Source organism: Acidovorax sp. GW821-FHT09A11 (assembly GCF_059418365.1).
This window is the reverse complement of sequence record NZ_JBWKPS010000002.1, coordinates 340,208-364,859: the sequence shown is the minus strand read 5'-3', so window position 1 is coordinate 364,859 and position 24,652 is coordinate 340,208. Positions and strand designations below refer to the sequence as shown.

The window sequence follows — 24,652 nt, the reverse complement described above, 5'->3', positions numbered from 1 at the left end:
CCATGCAGATCGAAACCCCACCCACCGAGAAGCGCTATGAAAAGCCCGAGGGCGAGCGCCGCGGCATCGTCATCGTCAACACCGGCGATGGCAAGGGCAAAAGCACGGCGGCCTTTGGCCTGGCGCTGCGCGCCCACGGCCGGGGCAAGGCCGTGAAGATCTTCCAGTTCATGAAGGTGCCCACCTCGCGCTTCGGCGAGCACCGCATGTTCGAGCAGCTCGGCCTGCCCATCGAGGGCCTGGGCGACGGCTTCAGCTGGAAGAGCAAGGACCTGGAGCACTCGGCCCAGCTGGCGCGCGACGGCTGGGAGAAGGCGCGCGCCGCCATCCTGTCGGGTGAGCACTTCCTGGTGGTGCTCGATGAGATCACCTACCCGCTGATCTACGGCTGGCTCCCGCTGGAGGGTGTGCTGCAGACGCTGCGCGAGCGGCCCAAGGAGGTGCATGTGTGCCTCACCGGCCGCCGCTGCCCGCCCGAGATCATCGAGCTGGCCGACACGGTGACCGAGATGCAGATGGTCAAGCACGCGTTCAAGGCGGGCATTCCCGCGCAGCGCGGCATCGAGGACTGAGCACGTTCAAAGTCGCTTTGCGTCAATAATGCAACTTGGTTGCGTTATGCTTTCGCCCTTCCGCTTTTCCAAGGTCCTGTTCCATGCGCGTTTCCCTGACTTCCATTTCCCTGTGCCTCTGGTCTTTTGGCATGCAGTCACCGGCTGCGGCCGAGTCCGCCACCCTGTTGCCGGTGGAGGTGACGGCGCCGCGTGAGACGGCCGGCAGCACGCTGGGGCTCGACCTGCCTGGCACCACCGGCTCACGCCTGGGCCTCACCGCACGCGAGACGCCCGCCAGCGTGAGCAGCCTGGGCGCGGCCGACATCGCCGAGCGCAGCCTGACCCGCGCGCAGGACGTGGCCGTGCGCATGCCCGGCATCACCGAGGCGCCGGCCCCCGGCAACGGCGGCACCAGCCTGGTGGCGCGCGGCTTTGCGGGCCACAGCTCGGTGGCGCAGATGGTGGACGGCACGCGCCTCATCGTGGCCTCGGGCACCATCACCTACCCGTTCTCGACCTGGCCCATGGAGTCGGTCGAGGTGCTGCGCGGCCCGGCCTCGGTGCTCTATGGCGACGGGGCGATCGGCGCGGCCGTGAACTACGTGACCAAGCGCCCGGTCTTCGGAACGCCGCAGCGCGAGGCGTTCCTGAGCGTGGGTTCGTTCGGCAGCGTGCAGGGCGGCGTGGGCCTGCGCGGCCCCATCAACGATGTGCTGGCCTACTCGGTCTACCTCGATGCCGAAAAGAGCGACGGCTACCGCCAGTTCATGGACACGCAGCGCCACAACTACGCGCTGGCCCTGGCCGTGCGCGCCAGCCCCGACCTGAATGTGACCCTGTCGCTGGACGGTGGCGTGAACGACGATGCGCGCTACTTCGGCACCCCGCTGCGCAATGGCGTGCTCGACGAGCGCCTGCGCCGCACCAATTTCAACGTGGCCGACTCGGTGGTCCAGTACGACGACCGCATCTGGCGCGCCAAGGTGGATTACCAGGCCGCCGCCGGCGTGCGCCTGCGCAACGAGACCTACCACCTGACCACCGACCGCCACTGGCGCAATGCCGAGGCCTATGCCTTCAACGCCGCCGGCACGGCCGTGAACCGCAGCGACTACCTGGAGATCCTGCACGACCAGCAGCAGACCGGCAACCGCCTCGACGCCGCGTTCGACGGCCACCTCGGCGGCATGAAGAACCGCTTCATCGTGGGCCTGGACTGGTACCGCACCAGGCTGCTGCACACCAACAACTCCCCGTACGGCGGCGCGAGCACGGTGGACCCGTTCAATTTCGCCCCGGGCGGCTTCATCAGCCCCGTGCCCACCCTCCCGGGCCGCGCGTCCGAACTCCAGACCACCGCGCTGTTCGCTGAGAACGCGCTCGACCTCACCAAGGAATGGAAGCTCGTGGCCGGCCTGCGCAGCGACCGCATGGAGCTTGACACCACCGATCTGCGCACGGGTGTGAACCTGGTCAAGAAGTATTCGCCCGTCACCGGCCGCCTGGGCGCCGTGTGGTCGCCCAGCGAGGCGCTGTCGCTCTACGGCCAGTTCGGCACCGGCACCGACCCTCTGTCCGGCGCGCTGTCGCTGCCGGGCGGCGGCAACACCTTCGACCTCACCAAGGGCCGCCAGGTCGAGGTCGGCGCCAAGGGCGCGGTGCCCGCCGTGCGCGGGGAGTGGACCGTGGCGCTGTACAAGATCGAAAAACGCAACCTGCTGTCGCGCGACGCCGGCAATCCCAACCTCTCGCAGCAGGTGGGCCAGCAGTCCTCCACCGGCATCGAGCTGGCCTTCGCGGCCGAGCCCGTGCGCGGCTGGACCATCGACGCCAATGCCGCCTTGCTGCGTGCGCGTTACGACGCATTCAAGGAACTGGTCTCCGGCGCCCTGGTCTCGCGCGATGGCAACACGCCCACCGGCGTGCCCGAGCGCACCGCCAGCATCTGGACCACCTACCGCTTCCTGCCGCAGTGGCAGGCGGGTTTTGGCGCGCGCTACGTGGGTGCGCGCCAGGGCAACACCGCCAACACCACGCAACTGCCGTCGTATGTGGTGCTGGATGCCTCGCTGGCCTACGACCATTCGCGCAACCTCAAGCTCGGCCTGGCCGTGAAGAACCTGGCCGACCGCGACTATGCGCTGGCCGGCACGGCCAACGCGCGCTGGCTGCTGGGTGCGCCGCGCACCGTGCAGCTGACCGCGCGCGCAACGTTCTGATCGCGGCGAACCGGGCAAGGCGCGGCGCATGCTGAAGAAGCTCGTCATCTTCGTGCACAAGTGGCTGGGCGTGGTGCTGGCGCTGTTCTTCCTCATGTGGTTCGTGAGCGGGGTGGTGCTGTACTTCGTGCCGTTCCCCAGCCTCACGGCGGCGGAGCGGCTGGCCGCCTTGCCCGCCCTGACGCTGGAAGGCCCGGGATGCTGCCTTGCGGCGCAGGATGCCGCCCAGCGCGCGGGCCTGCGGCCTGCGGTGGGCGGCGAGGCGCGCCTGGGCATGCTGGGCGATGCGCCGGTGTGGCGCCTGCTGGCCACGGAAGACGCGGTGCCGGCACGCGCCGTGGCGCGTGCGCCGCAGCCCGATGCCAGGCCGCGCTGGCGCACCGTGGACGCGCGCAGCGGGACGCTGCTCGCGCCGCTGTCGCCGGACGCGGCCGCCCGGGTGGCCGAGGCCTTCAGCGGCCGCCGCGCCACGGGCACCGAGTGGGTCGAGCGCGACCAGTGGACGGTGCCGCAGGGCCTGGATGTGCACCGTCCCCTCATCAAGGTGCTGCTGGACGGCGATGACGGACTGCAGCTGTACGTCTCGCCCGGCGCGGCCGAGGTGGTGCGCGACACGCGCCGCGCCGAACGCTTCTGGAACTGGGTGGGCGCCGTGCCGCACTGGATCTACCCCACCGTGCTGCGGCAGTTCCCCAGGGCCTGGCACCACGTGGTGGTGTGGCTTTCCATCCCCGGGGTGCTGCTGGTCGCCACGGGCATCGTGCTCGGCGTCTGGCAGCTGTTCCTGAACCGCCAGCGGTGGATTCCGTACCGCAGGTTCTGGATGCGCTGGCACCACATCCTGGGCCTGGTGGCCGCGGTGTTCACGCTCACCTGGATGTTCTCGGGGTTGATGTCGATGAACCCGTTTGGCGTGTTCGGCGGCGCGGCCGTGGGGCCCCAGGCGCGGGCGCAGTGGGCCGGTGAGCCCGCCCCGCTCAGCCGGGGGCCACGGGATGCGGTGGTGCAGGCGGCGGCGCAGGGCATGGTCGTGCAGGAGCTGGATCTGCTGCGCATCGCGGGCCAGGCCTGGTACCGGGTGCGCGGCTGGGAATCCGCGGGCATTCCTTCACAATGGCTGGTGCGGGCGGATGGTCCGTCTGCCACCATGGCGCGGGCACTGCCCGACGCCATGCTGCGCGCGCGGCTGCAGATGCTGCGCCCCGAAGCACCGGCACCTGCCGTGGAGAAGATGGAGCACTACGACGACCTTTACTATGCGCGGCGCCAGGACGGCGCTGCCCTGCACACGCGGCCGCTGCCGGTGTGGCGTGCGCGCTGGGCCGATGACGGGGTGGCGGTGTATGCCGACCCGGCGTCGGGCCGCATCGTGCTGCGCACCGACGCGGGCACGGCGTGGCAGCGCGTGCTGTACCACGGCCTGCACAGCCTGGATTTCGCGCCGCTGCTCGCGCGCCCTGTGCTGCGCACCTGGCTGATCGTCGGGCTTTCGCTGCTGGGTGTCGCGCTGTGTGCCACTTCGTGCGTGATCGCGTGGCGGGTGCTGGTGCCCCGGCGGCGCGCCGCCCGCGCCCAGGGGCCGGCCCGCGATGCGGGAGGCGCATGGACGGCGTAGTCGCGGGGCTGGTTCCCGGCGCGGGCTGGGCCGCATGGCGCGTGCTCGTGTGGGTACCCGCGCTGGCCCTGGTGATCGACTGGTGGCTGGGCGAGCCGCCCGCGGCCTGGCACCCCGTGGTGTGGATGGGCAAGGCGCTGCAGCGCGGGGGCGAGCGGCTGGCCCCCACGGTGCCCGTGGCGCAGGATTGGAGATGTTTTTGGCTTGCAGCGCTTGTCTGGTGTGCGCTGGCAGCTATTGTTTTGATAGTTTCCGCGGTGTTGCAGCATGCGGCGTTCGCACTGCATGAACTGCTTGCCGCGGCCGTGCTGGCCTTTCTGCTCAAGCCCTTGCTCGCCTGGCGCATGCTGCGCGACGAGGTGCTGGCGGTGGAGGTGGCGCTGGGCCAGTCGCTGCCCGAAGGGCGCGCGCGCCTGTCGCGGCTGGTGAGTCGGGACGTGAGCGCCCTGAGCGCTGTCGAGGTGCGGGAATCGGCCATCGAATCGCTGGCCGAGAACCTCAACGATTCGGTGGTGGCGCCCCTGTTCTGGTTCGTGCTGCTGGGCCTGCCCGGTGCCGCGCTGTACCGGTTTGCCAACACGGCCGATGCCATGTGGGGCTACCCCGGCATGCGCGGGGGGCGCTACTGGCAGTGGGCGGGCAAATGGGCCGCGCGTGTCGATGATGTCCTGTCGTGGCTGCCGGCGCGCATCACCGCCTTGCTGCTGGTGGCCGGCGCACGCGGCATGCGGCTGCGCACGCTGGCGCGCCAGGCCCGCAAGACGCCTTCGCCCAACAGCGGCTGGCCGATGGCGGCCATGGCGCTGGCGCTCGGGGTGCGGCTGGCCAAGCCCGGCGTGTACACGCTGCATGGCGCGGGCCGCGCGGCCGGTCCGCTGGATACGCGGCGCGCGGCGCGCCTGGGCGGCAACGCGGTGCTGGCGCTGGTTCCGCTGCTGGCGGCCGCCCAGTTGCTGCTGGTGATGGTGTGCACGGCATGAGCGGGCCCCTGCGCTGGAGCGCGGCCGCCCCCGAGCACGGCGGGCCGGATGCGATGGGCGCCGCGCTCCATGACTTCTCCACCAACAGCAATGCCTGCGGGCCATGCCCGGGAGCGCTGCATGCCGTGCGGGCGGCCGACGCCACCCGCTACCCCGACCCGGCCTACACCGCCCTGCGCGAGGGCCTGGGGGCATTCCACGGCGTGGCCCCCCGGCGCATCGTGCTGGCGGGCGGCGCCAGCGAGTTCATCCACCGCATCACTGCGCTGGCCGTGCAGCAGGGCTGCGTGCAGGTCGCGTTGCCCGCGCACAGCTATGGCGACTACGCCCAGGCCGCGCAGGCGCGGGGCCTGGCACTGGCGCGCGCAGGCGAAGCGGGCGCGGGCCTGGCGGGCTTGCAATGGGCCTGCGACCCTTCCAGTCCCCTGGGCCGGCCAGACCCTGCCGCGCATGTTTGGCATGCGCCGGCCGATGGCGGCGTCCCCGGCGTCCTGCGCGTGCTCGACTGCGCCTATGCGCCCCTGCGGCTGGAGGGCCCGGGCGCCTGGACCGGCCGGCCCGCCACCACCCCGGCCCATTGCTGGCAGGTGTGGACGCCGAACAAGGCACTGGGCCTCACCGGCGTGCGTGCGGCCTATGCCGTGGCGCCCGCGGGTACCGAAGGGCAGGTGGACACACTGGTTGCGCTGGCTCCCTCGTGGCCGCTGGGCGCGCACGGCGTGGCCCTGCTGCAGGCCTGGCTGGACCCCGCCGTGCAGCAGTGGGTGGTGGGCAGCCTTGCCACCCTGCGCGACTGGAAAGCGCACCAGCTGGCGCTGTGCGCGGGCCTGGGCTGGGCGGTGCGGGCGGGCAGCCAGGCCAACTACTTCTGCGCCCGGCCTGACGGCGGGCCCGATCCCCAGTCCCTGGCCGAACGGCTGGCCGGGCTGCGCGGCCAGGGCATCAAGCTGCGCGACTGCACCTCGTTCGGCCTGCCGGGCCATGTGCGGCTGGGGGTGCTGCCGCCAGCGTCGCAACAGGCTTTGCTGCAGGCATGGGGGCGCTGATCCCGCGCCGCGCGGGCGCTACCATGCCGGATTCATCCATGCATCTTCCTCTCCCTATCTCTTCAGGAGGCCCGGCCCCCGTGCGAACCATCACCGTCACCCGCTACGTCACGCCGCTGCGTGAAGGCGGATCCATGCCCGCCGTGGTCGAAGGCGACGACCTCGGGCTGTACGTGCTCAAGTTCCGGGGGGCGGGGCAGGGCGTGCGCGCCCTCCTGGCCGAGCTCATTTCCGGGGGCTTGGCGCGGGCCCTGGGCTTGCCCGTGCCCGAGATCGTGCTCGCCCAGCTGGACACGGGCCTGGCCCAGACCGAGCCCGACCCCGAGATCCAGGACCTGGTGCGCGCCAGCGGCGGTCTCAACGTGGGGCTCGACTACCTGTCGGGCGCGCTCAACTTCGACCCCGCGGTGGACGAGGTTTCCGAGGACTTCGCCTCGCGCCTGGTCTGGTTCGATGCCCTGGTGGCCAATGTGGACCGCACGGCGCGCAACACCAACCTGCTCGTGTGGCACCGCAAGCCCTGGCTCATCGACCATGGCGCCTCGCTCACCTTCCACCATGCGTGGAATGGCGCGGTGGCGCAGCCCGCCAGGCCTTTCGCGCCGATTGCCGACCATGTGCTGCTGCACCGCGCCACGGCCATTGGCGAGGTGGACGGCGAACTGGCGGCGCTGCTCACGCGCGAGGTGCTCACGGGCATCCTGGCGGATGTGCCCGATGAATTCCTGGCCTTGGCCGGCGCCGAGCATGCCGAGGGCCCGCTGTCGGCCCCGGCCAGCCATCGCCAGGCCTATGTGGACCATTTCGCGGCGCGCATCGCGGGGCGCGAGGCCTGGGTGAAGGGGGCCATCGATGCACGCGGCTGAGGTGTACGACTACGCCATCGTGCGTGTGGTGCCGCGCGTGGAGCGCGAGGAGTTCATCAACGCGGGCGTGATCCTCTCGTGCCAGCGCAGCGGCTTCCTGCAGGCCGCCATCGCGCTCGACGAGGCGCGCCTGCTGGCCATCGACCCGCGGGCCGACATCGACACCGTGCGCCGCCACCTGGCGGCCATCGTGGCCATTTGCGCCGGGGACGAGGGCTGCGGGCCGATTGCGCGGCTGCCCTACCGCTCGCGCTTTCACTGGCTCACCGCCAGGCGCAGTGCCGTCATCCAGACATCGCCCGTGCACACCGGCCGCTGCACCGACGCGGCGGCGGCGCTCGACCACATCATGGACCGTATGGTGAGGCCCCTGCCTTGAACGCATCCACTTCTCCGCGCATGGCGCGCTGCGTGATGGTGCTGGGCACCACCAGCGGCGCCGGCAAGAGCTGGCTCACCACCGCGCTGTGCCGCCACTACAGCAACCTGGGCCTGAAGGTCGCGCCGTTCAAGGCGCAGAACATGAGCAACAACGCGCGCGTCGTGCCCGGCCCCGGCGGGTTGCTGGGCGAGATCGGCAGCGCGCAGTACTTCCAGGCCCTCGCGGCCCGCGCCGGGCCCGAGGTGCGCATGAACCCACTGCTGCTCAAGCCCGAGGCCGACACGCACAGCCAGGTCGTGCTGATGGGGCAGGTGAGCGCGGAGCTCACGGCCATGCCCTGGCGCGGCCGCAGCGAAAAGGTGTGGCCGCAGATCGCCGCCGCGCTCGATGCGCTGCGCGCCGAAAACGACGTGGTGGTGATCGAAGGCGCGGGCTCGCCCGCCGAGATCAACCTGCACGCGAGCGACATCGTGAACATGCGCGTCGCGCGCCATGCCGGCGCCCGCTGCCTGCTGGTGACCGACATCGACCGGGGCGGCGCCTTTGCGCACCTGTACGGCACCTGGGCGCTGCTGCCCGAGGACGAGCGCGCACTGATCCATGGATTCGTGCTCAACAAGTTCCGCGGCGATGCCCGCCTGCTGGCGCCCGCGCCGCAGATGCTGCAGGACCTGACCGGCGTGCCCACCGTGGCGACGGTGCCGATGCACTGGCGCCACGGCCTGCCCGAGGAGGATGGCGTGTTCGACGACCGCAGCACCTCGGCCGGCACCGTGCACACCACCGTGGCCGTGGTGGCCTATCCGCGCATCAGCAACCTCGACGAGTTCCAGCCCCTGAAGAACGTGCCCGGCGTGCGCCTGCTGTGGGCGCGCAGCCCGGCCGACCTGGGCGGCCTGAAGCCCACGGACTGGGTGGTGCTGCCCGGTTCCAAGGCGACGGCCGCCGACCTGGCCTGGCTGCGCGCGCAGGGGCTGGACCAGTCCATCGCGGCCCATGCCGCGCGCGGCGGGGCCGTCCTGGGGGTGTGTGGCGGCCTGCAGATGCTGGGCGAGGCGCTGATCGATACCGAGGGCATCGACGGCAATGCGCCCGGCCTGGGCCTGCTGCCGCTGGTCACCGCCTTCGCGCGCGACAAGACGGTGCGGCTCACGCGCGCGCGTTGCGGTGCGCTGCCGGGCGCCTGGGGGGCGCTGTCGGGGGTGGAGGTGGCGGGCTATGAAATCCACCACGGCCAGACCGCGCAGCACCCGGCCATGGCGGCCAAGGGCGATGTGGCGCACGAGGTGATGCCAGGCCTGGCCTGGAGCAATGCGGCGGGCAATGTGCTGGGGGTGTACCTGCACGGCCTGTTCGAGGACGGGGCGGCGCTCCAGGCGCTGTTCGGTGCGCGGCTCGCCGCGCCGGTGCCCACGCTCGACAGCGTGTTCGACGGCCTGGCGCACGCCATCGGCCCCTGTTTCACGCCCGGGGTGCTGGATGCGCTGGTGGCCGCGTAGGGCTGCCGCGGTGGCGGGCCTCGGCGCTTTACACCCGTTCGCAGTGGTATGCGAGCGTGGTGTACGGGAAGCGCACGGTGCCCTGCCCGCGCAGCGCGGGGTGGTGGGCGATGAGTGCCTCGATCCGTGCGCGCACCTGGGCCCGCTCGCTGTCGGGCAGGGCGGCGATGAAGCTCACCGACATGAAGCGGTCCATGATGACCTGCTGTGGCGGCCCCACATGTTCATGTGGCAGCCGGGTCTCGGCCAGTGGGCTGAAGCCGGGGTGCGGGAAGGGCCGGCGCCAGTCGCCCTTGTAGAAGCGCGGCGCATCGCCCTCGAAGGGCGTGATGATGTCCGTGAGTTCCGCCACCCAGTCCACCGACTCGTCGCGCACATTCCACACCAGGCCAAGCCGGCCGCCGGGGCGCAGCACGCGGTGGAATTCATCCAGAGACTCGTTCGTGGCAAACCAGTGGAAGGCCTGCGCACAGACCACGGCATCGAGCGCGCCGGACGGCAGCGGAATGGCCTGGGCCGTGCCCGCCACGGCGCGCACCGTGGGCAATTGCAGGGCATCGATCCTGGCGCGCATCGCATCCACGGGCTCCACGCCCACCACGCCGGCCCCGGTGGCCGCGAGCAGCGCGGTGAACTTGCCCGTGCCCGCGCCCACATCGGCCACCTGGCGGCCGGGGCCCAGGCCCAGGGTCTGCCCCAGCCAGGCCGACAGCGCCGCCGGGTAGTCGGGTCGGCCGCGCGCGTATGTCTGGGCCTCATTCGCATATCCCCGCTGTGCCGCTGCGTGCACGGCATCTTTCTTCGTGTTCTCTACCACCATGACCGCACCTTTCATTCTTCCACCCGTTGATGACCTCCATGATGCCGCGTTGGCCAGCCGCCTGCAGCACGTGATCGATTACAAGACCAAGCCGCTCGGCTCCTTGGGGCTGCTGGAGCGCCTGGCGCTGCGCCTGGGGCTCATCCTGGGCACCGAGACGCCCGCACTGCATGCGCCGCAGATGCTGGTGTGCGCGGGCGACCACGGCCTGGCAGCGCGGGGCGTGTCGGCGTTTCCGAGCGATGTGACCTGGCAGATGGTCGAGAACTTCCTGGCCGGTGGCGCCGCCGTGAGCGTGCTCGCGCGCCAGCACGGCCTGGGCCTGACGGTGGTGGACTGCGGCGTGGCCAAGCCCATCGCCGCGCGCGAGGCAGCGCCCGGCCAGCCGCAGTTGCTGCTGCGCAAGGTGGCGCTGGGCACGCAGGACGCTTCCGTCGGGCCAGCGATGACGGCGGCGCAGTGCGCTGGGGCCCTGGCGAACGGCGCGGAGGTGGTGCGCGGCCTGCCCGGCAATGCGCTGCTGCTGGGCGAGATGGGCATCGGCAACACGTCCGTGGCCTCGCTGCTGCTGGCACGGCTGGCCGGCCTGCCGCTGGCCGAGGTGACGGGCGCCGGCACGGGGCTGGATGCGGTCGGCATCGAGCGCAAGCGCGCGGTGCTGCAGCAGGCGCTGGACGTGAACGCCGGGGCCACCGGCCCGCTGGATGCGCTGGCCGCCCTGGGCGGCTTCGAGGTCGCCACGCTGGTGGGCGCGGTGCTGCAGGCCGCAGCCGAGCGCCGCGTGATCGTGGTGGATGGCTTCATCACCAGCGCCGCCGTGCTGGTGGCCAGCCGCCTGCAGCCGGCCATGCTGCAGCGCTGCGTGTTCGCCCACCGATCGGGCGAGCGCGGCCACAGCCTCATGCTCGCGCAGATGCAGGCCGAGCCGCTGCTGGACCTGGGCCTGCGCCTGGGCGAGGGCTCGGGCGCTGCGCTCGCCTGGCCGCTGCTGCAGTCGGCGTGCGCGGTGCTCAGCGAGATGGCGAGCTTCGAGTCGGCCGGGGTTGCCACCCAGACCGCCTGAACCAGGGGGCGGCGCCCCTGCGGCGCAGCCTTCCACCGCCTGGCGCCCGGCGGCGTGCGATTTGTCTCTCAGGCCTCGACCGTCTGGTTGCGCCCCTGCTCCTTGGCGCGGTACAGCGCGGCATCGGCGCGCGAGAGCATGCCGTCCAGCGTCTCGCCGGGGCCTGCCCAGCTGGTGAGCCCGATGCTGACCTCGCAGTCGAGCGGGTGGCCCGTCGCCAGCGCGGCGTGGATGCGCTGCGCCACGCTCCGGGCCGCCACTCCCTGCGTGCCTGGCAGCAGCACCATGAATTCCTCTCCGCCATACCGCCCCAGGCGGTCCGCGCGGCGCAGTACCTGGCGCGTCCGTTCGGCGAAATGCACGAGCACGGCATCTCCGTGCTGGTGTCCATGGGTGTCGTTCACGGACTTGAAGTTGTCCAGGTCCAGCATCATGATCGAGGGGCCGTTGCCGTAGCGCTGTGCGCGCTCCAGCTCGTCCTCGCAGCGCTGCAGCAGCGCGCGCCGGTTCAGTGTCTGGGTGAGCGAGTCGTGCGTCGCCAGATGTTCCAGCTCGGTGCGCAGGCGGTCGGTGGCCATGAGCACCGCGCCGATGGACAGCATGAGCACCGTCAGCACGTAGGCGCCGATGTACAGGGTCTGGAACAGCGAAGGTTCCATCAGGTCCGCGCCGGCGCGCCCGGCCATGATGGAGCCCAGGCGCACGGCAAGGACGCCCATGTGCAGCGCCAGGACGACCTCCACCAGTCGCACGGGGAAGTTGCGCCCGCCGTGCCGCAGCATGAAGCGCAATTGCGCGGCATAGACGATGCCCATGGCCACCGTGAAGAACCCGACGCGCAGGCCGTAGTGCGGCATCCAGTAGGTCAGCCAGATGAACACGAGGGTGGTGCCCGCCATGACCCAGGACCAAGTGCGCCAGGTGGAGGGCCTGCCCATGAAGCTGCGCGTGCCCATGTAGTAGGTCACGGTGCCCAGCACCAGCAGCTGGTTGGCCAGCACCAGACTCAGCCAGTCCGGGATGAAGCCGCGCGCGCTGAAAAGCACCGTGGACGCCAGCCACAGCAGCGGCGCCAGCGCCCAGGCGCCCACCCCCTGGATCGACGGCGGGTAGTAGCGCCTCATGAAAAGCAGGACGATGGCCATGACGGCGGACATGAAGCCCGCCATGGCGATCATGGAGCGCGGGTCGAGGTTCGTCATCCAGCGTGAATGGGAAGAGGGCGCGCTACGTAAGAAATTGTTTCTGCTGCGATTTCAGTATAGCCATACGGATATGTTTCAGGTGTGTGCCATGGGCCCCGCAAACGTTTCCGTGCACCAGAAAAAGGAGCCTAAGCGGCAAGGATGGTGCGCGCAGCACGGGGGCCGGCACAGGCCGGGCACAAGGATGGTGCAATTTGTACGCAAACTCAATGAAAAATTGTGTACAAAGTTGGCATGGGCCTTGCGTTCATGGGTGCCATGCAAGCTCCCATCCCTGCCCAGCCCCCGGTTGCCATTGAAATCGTCGCGCTCACCAAGCGCTACGCCAGCGGCAAGCCCGCCGTGGACGCCATCGACCTGCGCATCGCCAGCGGCAGCTACTGCTGCCTGCTGGGCCCCTCGGGATGTGGCAAGAGCACCACCTTGCGCATGATCGCCGGGCACGAGTCGGTGACCAGCGGCGACATCCTGCTGGAGAACCGCAACATCACCGACCTGCCCGCCGCCGCGCGCGGCACGGCCATGATGTTCCAGAGCTTCGCGCTGTTCCCGCACCTCTCGGCGCTGGACAACGTGGCCTTCAGCCTCAAGATGAAGGGCGTCGCCAAGGCCGAGCGGCAAGCCAAGGCGCGCGATCTGCTGGAGCGCGTGGCCATGGGCCACCTGGCCGAGCGCAAGCCCGCCGAACTCTCGGGCGGGCAGCAACAGCGGGTGGCGCTGGCGCGGGCCCTCATCACCCAGCCGCGTGTCTTGCTGCTGGACGAACCCCTTTCGGCACTCGACCCCTTCCTGCGCATCCAGATGCGCGCCGAGCTGCGCCGCTGGCAGAAGGAACTGGGCCTGACATTCATCCACGTGACCCACTCGCAGGAAGAGGCCATGGCCCTGGCCGACACCATGGTGGTGATGAACCACGGCGTGATCGAGCAGGTGGGTTCGCCGCACGAGGTCTACAACCGCCCGGCCAGCGAATTCGTGGCGCGCTTCATGGGCGGCCACAACGTGATCGACACGCCCGAGGGCAAGGTCGGCGTGCGCACCGATCACCTGCAGATAACCCCCGCCATCGCCGAGCTGCCCTGGGGTGCCCAGCGCATGCAGGCCGTGGTGACCGACGTGGAATACCAGGGCACCTACGTGCTGCTGGGCCTGCAAAAGCAGGGCGTGGCGCTGTCGGCCAACGCCACGGCGGCGTACTCGGTGATGGTGTCCGAGGCCGCTTTTGCCGCGCAGCCCTACCAGGTGGGGCAGGCGGTGCAATTGCACTGGACGCCGGAGCAGGCGCACCCGCTGTCCAAGCCTGCTGCCGCATCACCGGCGGTGCCATCTCCAGCCGTGGCCGTTGCCGCCTGATGGCGCTGCCACGCATCTTCCCTTTTTCCACCCGTCCCCTTCCGCAACCCAAGGAGTTTTCCCATGTCCGATGATTCCCGTGCCGATTCCCCCGCTGTTGTCGTTACCGAGGCTGCAGGTGTGCAGCGCCGCTCGCTGCTCAAGGGCACGGCGGGCATCCTGGCCGCTGGCGTATTCCCGGCCGTCCATTCGCAGGAAAAGATCGTGCTGCGCTACCTGGGCACGGCGGTGAACCAGGACAAGGCGATTGCCGAGAAGTTCAAGGCCGACACCGGCATCGAGATCCAGTACGTGGCCGTGACCACCGACGACGTGACCAAGCGCGCCGTGACCGCGCCCAACAGCTTCGATCTGATCGACACCGAGTACTTCTCGCTCAAGAAGATCGTGCCCACGGGCAACCTGAAGGGCATCGACACCAAGCGCATCAAGAATGCCGACAAGATCACCACGCTGTTCACGACCGGCCAGGTGGCTGGCAAGGCCGTGGGCGACCAGGGCACCGCGCCCAAGAAGGTCATCTACCTGGAGGGCGAAAAATCCAAGAAGTTTGCAACCGCGCCCACGCAGTACATGTCGCTCATCCCCACCGTGTACAACGCCGACACGCTGGGCATCCGCCCCGACCTGATCAAGCGCCCCATCAACTCCTGGGCCGAGCTGCTCAACGCCGAGTTCAAGGGCAAGACCGCGATCCTGAACATTCCTTCGATCGGCATCATGGACGCCGCCATGGTGGTCGAGGCCATGGGCATCTACAAGTACCCCGACAAGGGCAACATGACCAAGAAGGAGATTGATCTCACGATCAAGACCCTGATCGAAGCCAAGAAGCAGGGCCAGTTCCGCGCGCTGTGGAAGGACTTCAACGAGTCGGTGAACCTGATGGCATCGGGCGAAGTGGTGATCCAGTCGATGTGGAGCCCGGCCGTCACGGCCGTGCGCACCAAGGGCATCGCCTGCAACTTCCAGCCGCTCAAGGAAGGCTACCGCGCCTGGGCCGCCGGCTTCGGCCTGCCGGCCACGCTGTCGGGCAGGAAGCTCGACGGCGCCTACGAGTTCATCAATTGGTTCCTCGACGGCTGGGCTGGTGCCTACCTGAACCGCCAGGGCTACTACAGCGCCGTGCTGGAGACCGCCAAGTCCAAGATGGAAGCCTACGAGTGGGCCTACTGGATGGAAGGCAAGCCCGCCACGCAGGACATCAAGAGCCCCAATGGCGACGTGCTGGCCAAGGCCGGTGCAGTGCGCGACGGCGGCAGTTATGAGTCGCGCATGGGCGGCATCGCCTGCTGGAACGCGTTGATGGACGAGAACAACTACATGGTGCAGAAGTGGAATGAGTTCGTAGCAGCGTAACTCCCCCTGAGGCGCTTCGCGCCTTCCCCCTCTCTCGACCCGCTGCGCGGGTCGGGAGGGGGACGCCCCCGGTGCGGCGGGGCGGCCCTTGCACGGGGGCACTGGCCTTTGGCCGCGCCAGTTTCAAGGATTAAGACGAAACGCCGAGCTGCGGATATCTGATACCGATTGTTTGCAAACACCATGAGCACAACCCACACACCGACCTTGCCTGCTGCTGCCGTCCCCGGCCGCAGCATTGCCGCCTGGTGGCAGGCTGCGCCGTTCACGCTGGTGTTCGCGCTGTTTTTCCTGATTCCGCTGGCGCTGATCGTGATGGTCAGCTTCTGGGACTTCAACGAGTACGAGTTGCTGCCGGGCTTCACGTTCAAGAACTACGTGTCGATCTTCGCGGGGTGCGGTGATGCGTCAGACGGCCTGTGCGTCACGCTCAAGACGTACTGGTCCACGCTCAAGTTCAGTTTTCTGGTGTGGCTGATCACGCTGGTGATCGGTTTCACCGTGGCCTATTTCCTGGCCTTCCATGTGCGCTCCTCGGGCATGCAGACGCTGCTGTTCGTGCTGTGCACCATTCCGTTCTGGACGTCGAACGTGATCCGCATGATCTCCTGGGTGCCGCTGCTGGGGCGCAACGGGCTGGTGAACCAGACCCTGGTGGGGGCCGGGCTGGTCGATCAGCCCATCGAATGGCTGCTGTTCTCGGACTTCTCGGTGGTGCTGGCCTTCGTGCACCTGTACACCATGTTCATGATCGTGCCCATCTTCAACAGCATGATGCGCATCGACCGCAGCCTCATCGAGGCGGCCAGCGACAGCGGGGCCAGCGGCTGGCAGACGCTGTGGAACGTGATCATCCCGCTGTCGCGCACCGGCATCATCATCGGCTCCATCTTCGTGATCACCATCGTCATGGGCGACTTCGTGACCATCGGCGTGATGGGCGGGCAGCAGATCGCATCGATTGGCAAGATCATCCAGGTGCAGACCTCGTACCTGCAGTTCCCGCTGGCCGCGGCCAATGCCGTGATCCTGCTCGCGGTGGTGCTGATGATCATCTGGTGCTTGACGCGCCTGGTCGACATCCGAAAGGAACTCTGACATGTCCATGCGCGATTCCCGCCCCGCGAGCTTCTGGCCCCTGGCCCTCGTGTTTGCCCTGTTCGTGCTGTTCATGTACGGGCCCATGCTGGTCATCTTCATCCTGAGCTTCCAGGGCCCCGAAGGCGGGCTGACCTTTCCCATGCGCGGCGTGTCGCTGCACTGGTTCCACAAGCTGGCCGAAGGCCTGGGCGTGGTGGACATCGGCGCGGCGCTGTGGCGCTCGCTGGGCCTGGGCGTGGCGGTGATGCTGTGCACGGTGGTGCTGTCGGTGCTGGCCGGCCTGGCCTTCCGCAAGCGGCTGGCGGGGGGCAACACGCTGTTCTTCATCGTCGTGGCCAGCCTGATCATGCCGTCCATCATCGTCTCGCTGGGCATCGGGCTGGAGTTCCGGCTCATCGACAACGGTATCAAGGCGGCCCTGGAATGGCTGGGCATGGAGAGCACGCTAGAGGGCTACGGTACGTCGCTGGGCCTGTTCACCTCGGCCCTGGGCGCGCACCTGACCTGGACGCTGCCGTTCGGCCTGCTCATCATGTTCGCGGTGTTCAACCGCTTCAACCCATCCTACGAAGAAGCCGCGCGCGACCTGGGCGCCACGCCCTGGCAGGGCTTCGCCCATGTCGTGCTGCCGCTGATCGCGCCCTCGGTCGTGGGCATCGGCATGTTCGGCTTCACCCTGAGCTGGGACGAGATCGCCCGCACCTCGCAGGCCATCGGCGACGTGAACACGCTGCCGCTGGAGCTGCAGGGTCTGACCAGCACGGTGACCACGCCGTCCATCTACGCGCTGGGCACGCTGACCACCGTGGTGTCGTTCATCGTCATGGGCATCACGCTGGCGTTGGTATGGGCCTTGGGGCGCAGGCGCAAGGGCCGTCCGGGTTAAAAACGGCACCCTTATGACGACCATCAACCCCAAGCCCCGGCGCACACGCGCTGCGGTCACCGAGCCGCCCGTGCAGCCCGGCGCGACCGGCCAGCTCAGCGACAACGACATGTACGACCGCATGGTGTCGGCCATCCTCGACCACCGGCTGCCCCCCGGCACCAAGCTGGTGGAGGACAAGCTGGCGGCGGCCTTTGGCGTGTCGCGCACGCGCGTGCGGCCGGTGCTGGTGCGGCTGGCCAATGAACAGGTTGTCACGCTCACGCCCAACCGGGGCGCATCCATTGCCCAGCCCACGCCGCAAGAGGCGCTGGAGGTGTTCGAGGCCCGCCGCCTGCTGGAGCCGCGCCTGGTGGAGCTGTTCATCGCCAACGCGACCGATGCCGACATTGCCGTGCTGCGCGCCTGCATCGACCACGAAGAGTCGGCCCGCGCCAGTGGCGACATGCGCCGCGCCATTCGCCTGTCGGGCGATTTTCATCTGCACATCGCGCAGGCCGCCGGGCACCAGACGCTGGGGCGCATCCTGCGGGAGCTGGTCTCGCGCACCTCGCTGATCCTCATGACCTACAGCCCGAGCCACGCGCGCGAACGCGAGGAGGCCACGGCCTGCGGCTGCCGCGAGCACCGGGCGTTGATCGATGCCATCCGCCTGCGCGACGCGCGCGAGGCGGCGCGCCTCATGCTGACGCACCTGGCCCGCATCGAAACGCAGCTGGAGTTCACCCCACCTGCCAGCGATGTGCCCGATCTGGCGCAATTGCTGGGCGTCTGAATCCCGACACCTTGCCATGCGCCAGCTGCTCGTCCTCAACCCCAACACCTCGGCCAGCGTCAGCACCTTGCTGCAGCGGCATGTGCAGGCAGCCGCAGGTTCGCATGTGGCGGTGCGCACGGCCACGGCACGTTTTGGCGCCCCCTACATCGCCTGCGAGGCCAGCTATGCCGTGGCAGCCCATGCCGCATTGGACGCCTGGGCCCGTGAGCTGGCGCAACCCCGGCCCCGGCCCGATGCCGTGCTGATCGGCTGCTTTGGCGACCCGGGCCTGATGGCGCTGCGCGAAAGCTGCCCCGTGCCTGTGACGGGCCTGGCCGAAGCCTCCTTCATCGAAGCCGCCCGCCATGGGCGCTATGCCATCGTCACGGGCGGCGAGCGCTGGGGCCCCATGCTGCAGCGCCTGGCGCAGGCGCTGGGGCATTCGCACGGGCTCGCGGGTATTCACACGGTGGCGCCCACGGGGGCCCAGCTGGCGGCAGACCCTGAAGCCGCCCGTGCCTTGCTGGTGGAGGCCTGCCGCGACGTGGTGCGGCAGATGGGGGTGCAGGCTGTCATCCTGGGCGGGGCAGGGCTTGCCGGCATGGCCGCTGCGGTGCAACCCCAGGTGGGGGTGCCGGTGATCGACAGCGTGGTGGCCGGTGCGACCTGGGCCCTGCGTGCGCACCCCGTGCCGCCGGAGCGGAAAGTGGCGGGGTTTGAGGTGGCGTGGGTGGGGGTGTCGGGGGAAATGGCGGCCTTGGGCACAGCCGGGGTTGTTTGACACTCCTGGGCAGACCACCTGGCCTACGACGGCACTGGGAGGGCCGTTGGCTCTCAAGTTACACGTATTATTGGCATCTGGCGCTTATCCAGTAAGCGCGAGTAGCTATAAAAATAGAAGCAGCCTGCGTTCAAGGCGCCAGCGTCTTTGGCTGGTAGTCGCAATACTCGCTCACCACACATTCCCAGCAGCGCGGCTTGCGCGCCTGGCACACATAGCGGCCCAGCAGGATGAGCCAGTGGTGCGAGTCCACCGCGTAGGCGGCGGGCACGCGCTTCATCAGCTGCAATTCCACCGCCAGCGGGTTCCTGCCGGGCGCCAGGCCCGTGCGGTTGCTCACGCGAAAGATGTGCGTGTCGACCGCCATGGTGGGCTCGCCGAAGGCCACGTTCAGCACCACATTGGCCGTCTTGCGGCCCACGCCAGGCAGGGCTTCCAGGGCTTCGCGCGTGCGGGGCACCACGCTGCCGTGCTGCTCCACCAGAATGCGGCAGGTTTCCAGCAGGTTTTTGGCCTTGGTGCGGTACAGGCCGATGGTCTTGATGTAGCCCTCCAGCCCTTCCAGCCCCAGGTCCAGGATGGCCTGGGGTGTGCCCGCCACCGGGAACAGCTTGCGCGTGGCCTTGTTCACGCCCACATCGGTGGCCTGGGCCGACAGCAGCACGGCGGCCAGCAGCTCGAACGGGGTGGTGTATTCCAGCTCCGTGTTGGGCATGGGGTTGGCCGCCTTCAGGGTGGCGAAGAAGGGTTCGATCTGCGCGGTTTTCATGGGGGAGAGTTTGTTCTGGAGGAATGCGTGGGTTCTGCATTGTCCCGTAGCTGTGTGCGCAAGAACTCCAGGAACATGCGCACGGCCGCCGGCAGGGTGCGGCCGCTCAGCGTCTGCAGTTCGGCGGCGCGTGCGTTCATGCCGGGCTCGCGGATCTGTGCCGCATGCAGCTCGCCGCGCCGCACGCGGTCGCGCACCGTCACTTCGCCCGATATCGACAGCCCGCCGCCGTGCAGCACGAAGTGGGTCAGCGTCTCGAAGTGGTTGCACACCAGCACGGGCTCGAACACCAGGCCACGCTGGCTGCAGCCGATGTCGAACAGCTGGCGCACGGTGTTGTCGCGTTCGGGCAGGGCGATGGGGCAGGGGTGCATCTGCGCCAGCGTCACGCTGGGGAAGCGCGCCAGCGCGTGGTCGGGCCGCATGATCGCGATGACCGGCGAGGCCTCGCGGTGCTGCACGGTGATGTCCCGCTCGGCCGAGCGGCTGTAGGTGAGGCCGATGTCCGCGTCGCCGTTGAGCACGGCCGTGGTCACCGCCGCCGGGCTGACCACGCGCAGGTGGAACTGGATACCCGGGTACTGCGTGCGGAACTGCGCCATCACGCGTGGCAAAAATTCGATGGCAAAACCGGCTGAACTGCACAGCCGCACCCGCCCCGTGTGCAGCCCCTGCAGCGCCTGGATGTCCGAGACCACGCGGTCGGCCTCCAGCGCGCCGCGCCGCGCGTGCGCGGCCAGCAGCTCGCCCGCCGCGCTGGGCGCCATGCCACGCGGACGGCGGTCGAACAGCGGCACGCCCAGCAGGTCTTCGAGCGCCGCCACCTGCCGGCTCACGGCCGAGGGCGACACATGCAGGCGCGTGGCGGCTTCGCTCACCGAGCCGCTGCGCACCACCTCCAGAAAGTAGCGCAGGGCCGTGTCCTGCAGGCGGCTTGAGAGCATGGGAGGCCTGGGTGTGTGGTTTGCGTAAAACGCAACGATAACCTCAGAAATCGTCGATTGTCGAAACGCAAGCGGCTGCTTATGCTGACTTCCCAATGACACATTCGCCCGCAACCCCCTTGCACCCCCAGACCAGCACCCCGCCCGGCGGCATCGTGGCCCGCACGGCCGTGGGCCTGTCACACGCCATCCATGCCCGCGAGGTGTCGTGCGTCGAGGTGCTCGATGCCTACCTGGCCCAGATCGACCGGCTGAACCCGGTGGTCAATGCCGTGGTGGCCCTGGCCGACCGCGATGCGCTGCACACCCTGGCTGCTGAACGCGATGCGCAACTGGCGCGCGGCGAGAGCCTGGGGCCGCTGCACGGCTTTCCGCAGGCGCCCAAGGACATCATGCCCGCCGCCGGCATGGTCACCACACGCGGCTCGCCCATTTTCGCGGGCCAGGTCTCTGCCACCGACGCCGTGGTGTTCGAGCGCATGCGTGCCAGCGGCGCGCTCTTCGTGGGCCGAACCAACTCGCCCGAGTTCGGCCTGGGCGGGCACACCTACAACCCGGTGTATGGCACCACGCGCAATGCCTTCGACCCAGCCGTGTCGGCGGGCGGCAGCAGCGGCGGGGCGGCGGTGGCCGTGGCGCTGCACATGCTGCCGGTGGCCGACGGCTCGGACATGATGGGATCGCTGCGCACGCCGGCGGCGTTCAACAACGTGTACGGGCTGCGCACCTCGTTCGGCCTGGTGCCGCACGGCCCGACGGAGGAGGTGTTCTTCCAGCAGTTCAGCGTGGCGGGCCCCATGGCCCGCGACATCCCGGACCTGGCGCTGCTGCTGTCGGTGCAGGCGGGCTTCGATGCGCGGCTGCCGCTCACCCGCCGGCACGAGGACGTGGCCTTGCTGGGCCAGCCGCTGGAGCGTGACTTCCACGGCGCGCGCATCGGCTGGCTGGGCGACCTGGGCGGGCACCTGCCCACCGAGCCCGGCGTGCTGGCCACCTGCGAGCAGGCGCTGGCGCACTTTCGCACGGTGGGCTGCACGGTGGAAGCCGTGGTGCCCGCGTTCGACATGGAGCAGCTGTGGAATGCCTGGATCGACCTGCGCAGCTTCAGCGTGGCGGGTGCCAACGCAGGCCTGTACCGCAACCCCGCCACGCACTCGCTGCTCAAGCCTGAGGCGGTGTGGGAGATCGAGCGCGGCATGCGCCTCACGGCGCTGCAGGTGTACGACGCAGCCCGCGTACGCAGTGCCTGGTATCAGATGCTGCGCGGCCTGTTCGAGCAATTCGATTTTCTGGTGCTGCCCGCCGCGCAGGTTTTTCCGTTCAACGCCGGGCTGGACTGGCCGCACGATGTGGCAGGCCGCACCATGGACACCTACCACCGCTGGATGGAAACCGTGGTGCCCGCCACCATGGCCGGCCTGCCTGCACTGGCAGCACCCGCCGGCTTCGGGCCTGGTGGACTGCCTGCCGGGCTGCAGATCATCGGCCCGGCGCAGGCCGATGCCGCCGTGCTGCAGATAGGGCACGCATACGACCGGGCCAGTGGCTACGCCCGTGTGGCGAGCCCCTTGCTGGGTTGATGGGCCCCGTTCCGTTCCACGTTTTATATGCCTTCCCCTGCCGCCTTTCCCGCATTTTCTTGACCGGAGAACTTCCCCATGCCCTTGCCGCGCTCCCGCTTCATCTCGTGCCTTCTGGCCAGCGCGTTCGCGCTGGCCGCGCCCGCCGTGGCGTTGGCGCAGACCTATCCCGACCGCCCTGTGAAGCTGGTCGTTCCGTTCGCACCCGGCGGCGCCACGGACATCCTGGGGCGCCTGCTGGCCACGGCGATGGGCGAGCGGCTGGGGCAGCCCATGGTGGTGGAGAACAAGCCCGGCGCGGGCACGGTGGTGGCCGCGTCGCTGGTGGCCAAGGCGCCGGCCGATGGCTACACCCTGCTGCTGGGCGCCAACACCACGCTCACCATGAACCCCGCCATCCGCACCAACCTGCCGTACGACCCCGTGCGCAGCTTCACGCCCATCGGCATGGTGGCGGACATGGGGCTGCTGCTGGTGGCCCACAACGATGTGCAGGGCAGCACGCTCAAGGACATCGTGGCCCAGGCCAAGGCCGCGCCGGACAAGTTCTCGTACGGCTCCTACGGCACGGGCTCGTCGGTGCACTTCGGCGCCGAGATGCTCAAGGCCACCGCGGGCTTCCCGATGATGCACGTGCCCTTCAACGGCAGCTCGCCCAATCTCACGGCGCTGATGGGCGGGCAGGTGCAGCTGGCGGTGGACACGGTGGTGGCCTCCACCCCGCTCATCAAGGCCGGCAAGATCAAGCCCATCGCCGTGCTGAGCCCGCAGCGCCTGCCGCTGCTGCCCAACGTGCCCACGGTGGCCGAGAGCGGTTACCCGGGCTTTGACATGGGGTCGTGGTTCGCGTTCGTCGCGCCCGCCGGCCTGCCCGCACCGGTGCAGAAAAAGCTGGAGAAGGCCCTGGCCGACACCATGGCCTCCGCCGAGTTCAAGAAGAAGCTGGTGGACATCGGCATGACCCCGGCCTGGGGCAACGGCGACGCGCTGCGCGCCCGCATCGAGCGCGAGCTGCCGCTGATGCGCGCCGTGGCGGCGCGGGCGGACATCCGCGTCGACTGAGGGCGAGGGTTTCAGGCGGTGCGCTGCACCGCCAGGCACAGCCAGCAGGGAAACGCGCCCGTGGCGGGGTTGACGGCGAAGTGCTCGTCATAGACCTCGACGGCGGGCCGCGCGGCCACTTCCCAGCCTGCGGGGATCTGCCCCGGGGCCATCATTCCCGCCCAGGCCGCGCCGATCTCGGGCCCGGTGCCGACGAACTGCAAACAGGCGTAGTCGCCGCCCGGAAAGTCCTGTACCAGCGCCTCGGTGCCCGTGCGCAACCCGACGCCCACCTGGACGCAAGCGTCGTAGCGGCATTGCGCGGGCGGTGTGCAGGCGGGGTTGTCCAGGCTGATGCCGTAGTACCTGGGGCGTGGCTCGGCGAGGCCATGGGCCGCGCACCATTGGCCAAAGCGATCCCACAGCTGCGTGAGCGACGGGCCGTAGGGGCCGGTCTGGCGCATGTAGGCAAGGCGCATCGGGGGCAACTGGCGGATGTCGAGGGGCATGGGTGGTCCTGGATGGGGTTGCGGTAGGGAGGGCGCTTTTGTGCCTTGCAGTCTAAGCCGCAGGAAACCTGCTCGGCAATTGGCGACAATGCGGGAATCCTTTGCCACCCATTTTTGTCCACGCCATGCAATTCGCCGACCGCCTGAACAATGTAGAAACCTCCGCCATCCGTGAGCTTTTCAAGCTGCTGGGCAAGCCCGGCATCATCAGCTTCGCGGGTGGCTTCCCCGACAGCGCGATGTTCGACGTGGAAGGCATCCGCGCTGCCAGCAACGCCGCCCTGGCCGAAGAACCCGGCGCCGCGCTGCAGTACGGCGCCACCGAGGGCTACAACCCCCTGCGCGAGCAACTGGCCGCCTTCATGGCCAGCAAGGGCGCCCAGGACGTGGCGGCCGACAACCTCATCGTCACCACCGGCAGCCAGCAGGCGCTGGACCTGCTGGGCAAGACGCTCATCAGTCCCGGCGACAAGGTGATCGTGGAAGGCCCGACCTTCCTGGCCACCATCCAGTGCTTTCGCCTGTACGGCGCCGAACTCATCAGCGCGCCCATCGACGGCAACGGCGTGAAGACCGACGAGCTGGAAAAGCTCATCGCCGAACACAAGCCCAAGTTCGTCTACCTCATCCCCACCTTCGGCAACCCCAGCGGCGCCATGCTGAGTCTGGAGCGCCGCAAGGCCGTGCTGGAGATGGCCGTGAAGCACAACACCCTGATCGTCGAGGACGACCCCTACGGCGACCTGTACTTCGGCGACGCACCGCCCCCCAGCCTGCTCAACCTGTCGGCCAGCGTGCCCGGCAGCCGCGAGCTGCTGGTGCACTGCGGCAGCTTGAGCAAGGTGCTGTCACCCGGCCTGCGCGTGGGCTGGATGATTGCCCCGGCCGAGCTGCTGGCCAAGGCCACCATGTGCAAGCAGTTCAGCGATGCGCACACCAGCACCTTCGCCCAGGCCACGGCCGCCCAGTACCTCAAGGCCGGCCGCATGCCCGGCACGCTGGCGAACGTGCGCAAGGTGTATGCCGAACGCGCCCAGGCCATGGGCGATGCGCTGCGCAAGGAGCTGGGCGGCGCCATCGAGTTCGTGCAGCCCCAGGGCGGCCTGTTCGTGTGGGCGCGCCTCACGGGCGCGGGTGGCAAGGTGGCCGACGGCAACGTGCTGGCCCAGCGCGCCATCGAAAAGGGTGTGGCCTTCGTGCCCGGCACGCCGTTCTTCTGCGCCAACCCCGACCACGCCACGCTGCGCCTGTCGTTCGCGACGGCCGACGTGGAAAAGATCCGCGAAGGCGTGGCGCGCCTGGGCCAGGCCCTCTGAAGCGTCG

23 protein-coding genes are annotated in these 24,652 nt (G+C 69.3%); 18 read left to right on the top strand and 5 right to left on the bottom strand.

Annotated features, from left to right (window positions below):
- The first annotated feature begins 2 nt into the window (after positions 1–2).
- From cobO to AC07PV_RS05695, 8 genes are all read left to right on the top strand, one after another.
- A complete protein-coding gene (gene cobO, locus AC07PV_RS05730; protein WP_494629677.1) occupies positions 3–572 on the top strand; it encodes a cob(I)yrinic acid a,c-diamide adenosyltransferase in 570 nt (189 codons plus the stop codon).
- Between the two features lie 131 nt (positions 573–703).
- On the top strand, positions 704–2,773 hold the full coding sequence (locus AC07PV_RS05725; RefSeq protein WP_494629676.1) for a TonB-dependent receptor: 2,070 nt from the start codon (positions 704–706) through the stop codon (positions 2,771–2,773).
- Between the two features lie 28 nt (positions 2,774–2,801).
- A complete protein-coding gene (locus AC07PV_RS05720) occupies positions 2,802–4,388 on the top strand; it encodes a PepSY domain-containing protein (protein WP_494629674.1) in 1,587 nt (528 codons plus the stop codon).
- The gene (cbiB, locus tag AC07PV_RS05715; RefSeq protein ID WP_494629673.1) at positions 4,376–5,368 is read left to right on the top strand and encodes an adenosylcobinamide-phosphate synthase CbiB; all 993 of its coding nucleotides are present in this window, start codon (positions 4,376–4,378) and stop codon (positions 5,366–5,368) included. The genes AC07PV_RS05720 and cbiB overlap by 13 nt, the downstream gene beginning before the upstream one ends.
- Entirely contained in the window at positions 5,365–6,414 is a 1,050-nt protein-coding gene (locus AC07PV_RS05710) for an aminotransferase class I/II-fold pyridoxal phosphate-dependent enzyme (protein WP_494629672.1), read from the top strand. The genes cbiB and AC07PV_RS05710 overlap by 4 nt, the downstream gene beginning before the upstream one ends.
- 80 nt (positions 6,415–6,494) lie before the next feature.
- Positions 6,495–7,280 carry a HipA family kinase gene (locus AC07PV_RS05705; protein WP_218294168.1) on the top strand — a complete coding sequence of 262 codons (786 nt, stop codon included), beginning with the start codon at positions 6,495–6,497 and terminating at the stop codon, positions 7,278–7,280.
- Positions 7,267–7,659: a DUF3037 domain-containing protein gene (locus AC07PV_RS05700; RefSeq protein ID WP_218294169.1), complete on the top strand. Its 393-nt coding sequence runs from the start codon at positions 7,267–7,269 to the stop codon at positions 7,657–7,659. The genes AC07PV_RS05705 and AC07PV_RS05700 overlap by 14 nt, the downstream gene beginning before the upstream one ends.
- A 35-nt stretch (positions 7,660–7,694) precedes the next feature.
- Positions 7,695–9,161 carry a cobyric acid synthase gene (locus AC07PV_RS05695; protein WP_218294474.1) on the top strand — a complete coding sequence of 489 codons (1,467 nt, stop codon included), beginning with the start codon at positions 7,695–7,697 and terminating at the stop codon, positions 9,159–9,161.
- Positions 9,162–9,189: 28 nt separating this feature from the next.
- Here AC07PV_RS05695 and AC07PV_RS05690 read toward each other — a convergent pair whose 3' ends face one another.
- Positions 9,190–9,981: a class I SAM-dependent methyltransferase gene (locus AC07PV_RS05690; RefSeq protein ID WP_218340813.1), complete on the bottom strand. Its 792-nt coding sequence runs from the start codon at positions 9,979–9,981 to the stop codon at positions 9,190–9,192.
- Here AC07PV_RS05690 and cobT point away from each other — a divergent pair.
- Entirely contained in the window at positions 9,980–11,044 is a 1,065-nt protein-coding gene (gene cobT / locus AC07PV_RS05685) for a nicotinate-nucleotide--dimethylbenzimidazole phosphoribosyltransferase (protein ID WP_494629670.1), read from the top strand. The genes AC07PV_RS05690 and cobT overlap by 2 nt on opposite strands.
- Positions 11,045–11,112: 68 nt before the next feature.
- On the opposite strand, the gene AC07PV_RS05680 is transcribed toward cobT, so the two are convergent.
- A complete protein-coding gene (locus tag AC07PV_RS05680) occupies positions 11,113–12,246 on the bottom strand; it encodes a GGDEF domain-containing protein (protein ID WP_255591397.1) in 1,134 nt (377 codons plus the stop codon).
- A 261-nt stretch (positions 12,247–12,507) separates the two neighbouring features.
- Between AC07PV_RS05680 and AC07PV_RS05675 the strand changes: the two genes are divergently transcribed.
- From AC07PV_RS05675 to AC07PV_RS05650, 6 genes are all read left to right on the top strand, one after another.
- Positions 12,508–13,602: an ABC transporter ATP-binding protein gene (locus AC07PV_RS05675; protein ID WP_492806344.1), complete on the top strand. Its 1,095-nt coding sequence runs from the start codon at positions 12,508–12,510 to the stop codon at positions 13,600–13,602.
- Between the two features lie 63 nt (positions 13,603–13,665).
- Complete coding sequence (locus AC07PV_RS05670; protein ID WP_494629668.1) at positions 13,666–14,961, top strand: ABC transporter substrate-binding protein; 1,296 nt, start codon at positions 13,666–13,668, stop codon at positions 14,959–14,961.
- Positions 14,962–15,144: 183 nt separating this feature from the next.
- The gene (locus AC07PV_RS05665) at positions 15,145–16,059 is read left to right on the top strand and encodes an ABC transporter permease (protein ID WP_218340816.1); all 915 of its coding nucleotides are present in this window, start codon (positions 15,145–15,147) and stop codon (positions 16,057–16,059) included.
- A gap of 1 nt (position 16,060) precedes the next feature.
- Entirely contained in the window at positions 16,061–16,948 is an 888-nt protein-coding gene (locus tag AC07PV_RS05660; protein WP_218294174.1) for an ABC transporter permease, read from the top strand.
- 13 nt (positions 16,949–16,961) lie between these two features.
- Entirely contained in the window at positions 16,962–17,723 is a 762-nt protein-coding gene (locus AC07PV_RS05655; protein ID WP_494629666.1) for a GntR family transcriptional regulator, read from the top strand.
- A gap of 16 nt (positions 17,724–17,739) precedes the next feature.
- Positions 17,740–18,486, top strand: coding sequence for an aspartate/glutamate racemase family protein (locus tag AC07PV_RS05650; protein ID WP_494629664.1), 747 nt, complete (start codon positions 17,740–17,742; stop codon positions 18,484–18,486).
- 130 nt (positions 18,487–18,616) lie between these two features.
- Here AC07PV_RS05650 and nth read toward each other — a convergent pair whose 3' ends face one another.
- The gene (gene nth, locus AC07PV_RS05645; RefSeq protein WP_218294177.1) at positions 18,617–19,255 is read right to left on the bottom strand and encodes an endonuclease III; all 639 of its coding nucleotides are present in this window, start codon (positions 19,253–19,255) and stop codon (positions 18,617–18,619) included.
- Entirely contained in the window at positions 19,252–20,199 is a 948-nt protein-coding gene (locus AC07PV_RS05640; protein ID WP_218294178.1) for a LysR family transcriptional regulator, read from the bottom strand. The genes nth and AC07PV_RS05640 overlap by 4 nt, the downstream gene beginning before the upstream one ends.
- Before the next feature lie 95 nt (positions 20,200–20,294).
- Here AC07PV_RS05640 and AC07PV_RS05635 point away from each other — a divergent pair, with 95 nt between their 5' ends.
- Both AC07PV_RS05635 and AC07PV_RS05630 read left to right on the top strand, forming a co-directional pair.
- Positions 20,295–21,779 carry an amidase gene (locus AC07PV_RS05635; RefSeq protein WP_494629662.1) on the top strand — a complete coding sequence of 495 codons (1,485 nt, stop codon included), beginning with the start codon at positions 20,295–20,297 and terminating at the stop codon, positions 21,777–21,779.
- A 78-nt stretch (positions 21,780–21,857) separates the two neighbouring features.
- Positions 21,858–22,841: a Bug family tripartite tricarboxylate transporter substrate binding protein gene (locus AC07PV_RS05630; protein WP_218340822.1), complete on the top strand. Its 984-nt coding sequence runs from the start codon at positions 21,858–21,860 to the stop codon at positions 22,839–22,841.
- 11 nt (positions 22,842–22,852) lie between these two features.
- On the opposite strand, the gene AC07PV_RS05625 is transcribed toward AC07PV_RS05630, so the two are convergent.
- Positions 22,853–23,329, bottom strand: a complete 477-nt coding sequence (locus tag AC07PV_RS05625; protein ID WP_218340823.1) for an AraC family transcriptional regulator — start codon at positions 23,327–23,329, stop codon at positions 22,853–22,855.
- Positions 23,330–23,454: 125 nt separating this feature from the next.
- Between AC07PV_RS05625 and AC07PV_RS05620 the strand changes: the two genes are divergently transcribed.
- Positions 23,455–24,645: an aminotransferase-like domain-containing protein gene (locus AC07PV_RS05620; protein WP_218294182.1), complete on the top strand. Its 1,191-nt coding sequence runs from the start codon at positions 23,455–23,457 to the stop codon at positions 24,643–24,645.
- Positions 24,646–24,652 lie beyond the last annotated feature (7 nt).

Excerpts from the sequence above, each read along its gene's own strand:
- cobO (WP_494629677.1), top strand. The coding sequence starts at position 3 with ATGCAGATCGAAACCCCACCCACCGAGAAGCGCTATGAAAAGCCCGAG.
- AC07PV_RS05725 (WP_494629676.1), top strand. The coding sequence starts at position 704 with ATGCAGTCACCGGCTGCGGCCGAGTCCGCCACCCTGTTGCCGGTGGAG.
- AC07PV_RS05720 (WP_494629674.1), top strand. The coding sequence starts at position 2,802 with ATGCTGAAGAAGCTCGTCATCTTCGTGCACAAGTGGCTGGGCGTGGTG.
- cbiB (WP_494629673.1), top strand. The coding sequence starts at position 4,376 with ATGGACGGCGTAGTCGCGGGGCTGGTTCCCGGCGCGGGCTGGGCCGCA.
- AC07PV_RS05710 (WP_494629672.1), top strand. The coding sequence starts at position 5,365 with ATGAGCGGGCCCCTGCGCTGGAGCGCGGCCGCCCCCGAGCACGGCGGG.
- AC07PV_RS05700 (WP_218294169.1), top strand. The coding sequence starts at position 7,267 with ATGCACGCGGCTGAGGTGTACGACTACGCCATCGTGCGTGTGGTGCCG.
- AC07PV_RS05695 (WP_218294474.1), top strand. The coding sequence starts at position 7,695 with ATGGTGCTGGGCACCACCAGCGGCGCCGGCAAGAGCTGGCTCACCACC.
- cobT (WP_494629670.1), top strand. The coding sequence starts at position 9,980 with ATGACCGCACCTTTCATTCTTCCACCCGTTGATGACCTCCATGATGCC.
- AC07PV_RS05690 (WP_218340813.1), bottom strand. The coding sequence starts at position 9,981 with ATGGTGGTAGAGAACACGAAGAAAGATGCCGTGCACGCAGCGGCACAG.
- AC07PV_RS05680 (WP_255591397.1), bottom strand. The coding sequence starts at position 12,246 with ATGACGAACCTCGACCCGCGCTCCATGATCGCCATGGCGGGCTTCATG.
- AC07PV_RS05675 (WP_492806344.1), top strand. The coding sequence starts at position 12,508 with ATGCAAGCTCCCATCCCTGCCCAGCCCCCGGTTGCCATTGAAATCGTC.
- AC07PV_RS05670 (WP_494629668.1), top strand. The coding sequence starts at position 13,666 with ATGTCCGATGATTCCCGTGCCGATTCCCCCGCTGTTGTCGTTACCGAG.
- AC07PV_RS05665 (WP_218340816.1), top strand. The coding sequence starts at position 15,145 with ATGAGCACAACCCACACACCGACCTTGCCTGCTGCTGCCGTCCCCGGC.
- AC07PV_RS05660 (WP_218294174.1), top strand. The coding sequence starts at position 16,061 with ATGTCCATGCGCGATTCCCGCCCCGCGAGCTTCTGGCCCCTGGCCCTC.
- AC07PV_RS05655 (WP_494629666.1), top strand. The coding sequence starts at position 16,962 with ATGACGACCATCAACCCCAAGCCCCGGCGCACACGCGCTGCGGTCACC.
- AC07PV_RS05650 (WP_494629664.1), top strand. The coding sequence starts at position 17,740 with ATGCGCCAGCTGCTCGTCCTCAACCCCAACACCTCGGCCAGCGTCAGC.
- nth (WP_218294177.1), bottom strand. The coding sequence starts at position 19,255 with ATGAAAACCGCGCAGATCGAACCCTTCTTCGCCACCCTGAAGGCGGCC.
- AC07PV_RS05640 (WP_218294178.1), bottom strand. The coding sequence starts at position 20,199 with ATGCTCTCAAGCCGCCTGCAGGACACGGCCCTGCGCTACTTTCTGGAG.
- AC07PV_RS05635 (WP_494629662.1), top strand. The coding sequence starts at position 20,295 with ATGACACATTCGCCCGCAACCCCCTTGCACCCCCAGACCAGCACCCCG.
- AC07PV_RS05630 (WP_218340822.1), top strand. The coding sequence starts at position 21,858 with ATGCCCTTGCCGCGCTCCCGCTTCATCTCGTGCCTTCTGGCCAGCGCG.
- AC07PV_RS05625 (WP_218340823.1), bottom strand. The coding sequence starts at position 23,329 with ATGCCCCTCGACATCCGCCAGTTGCCCCCGATGCGCCTTGCCTACATG.
- AC07PV_RS05620 (WP_218294182.1), top strand. The coding sequence starts at position 23,455 with ATGCAATTCGCCGACCGCCTGAACAATGTAGAAACCTCCGCCATCCGT.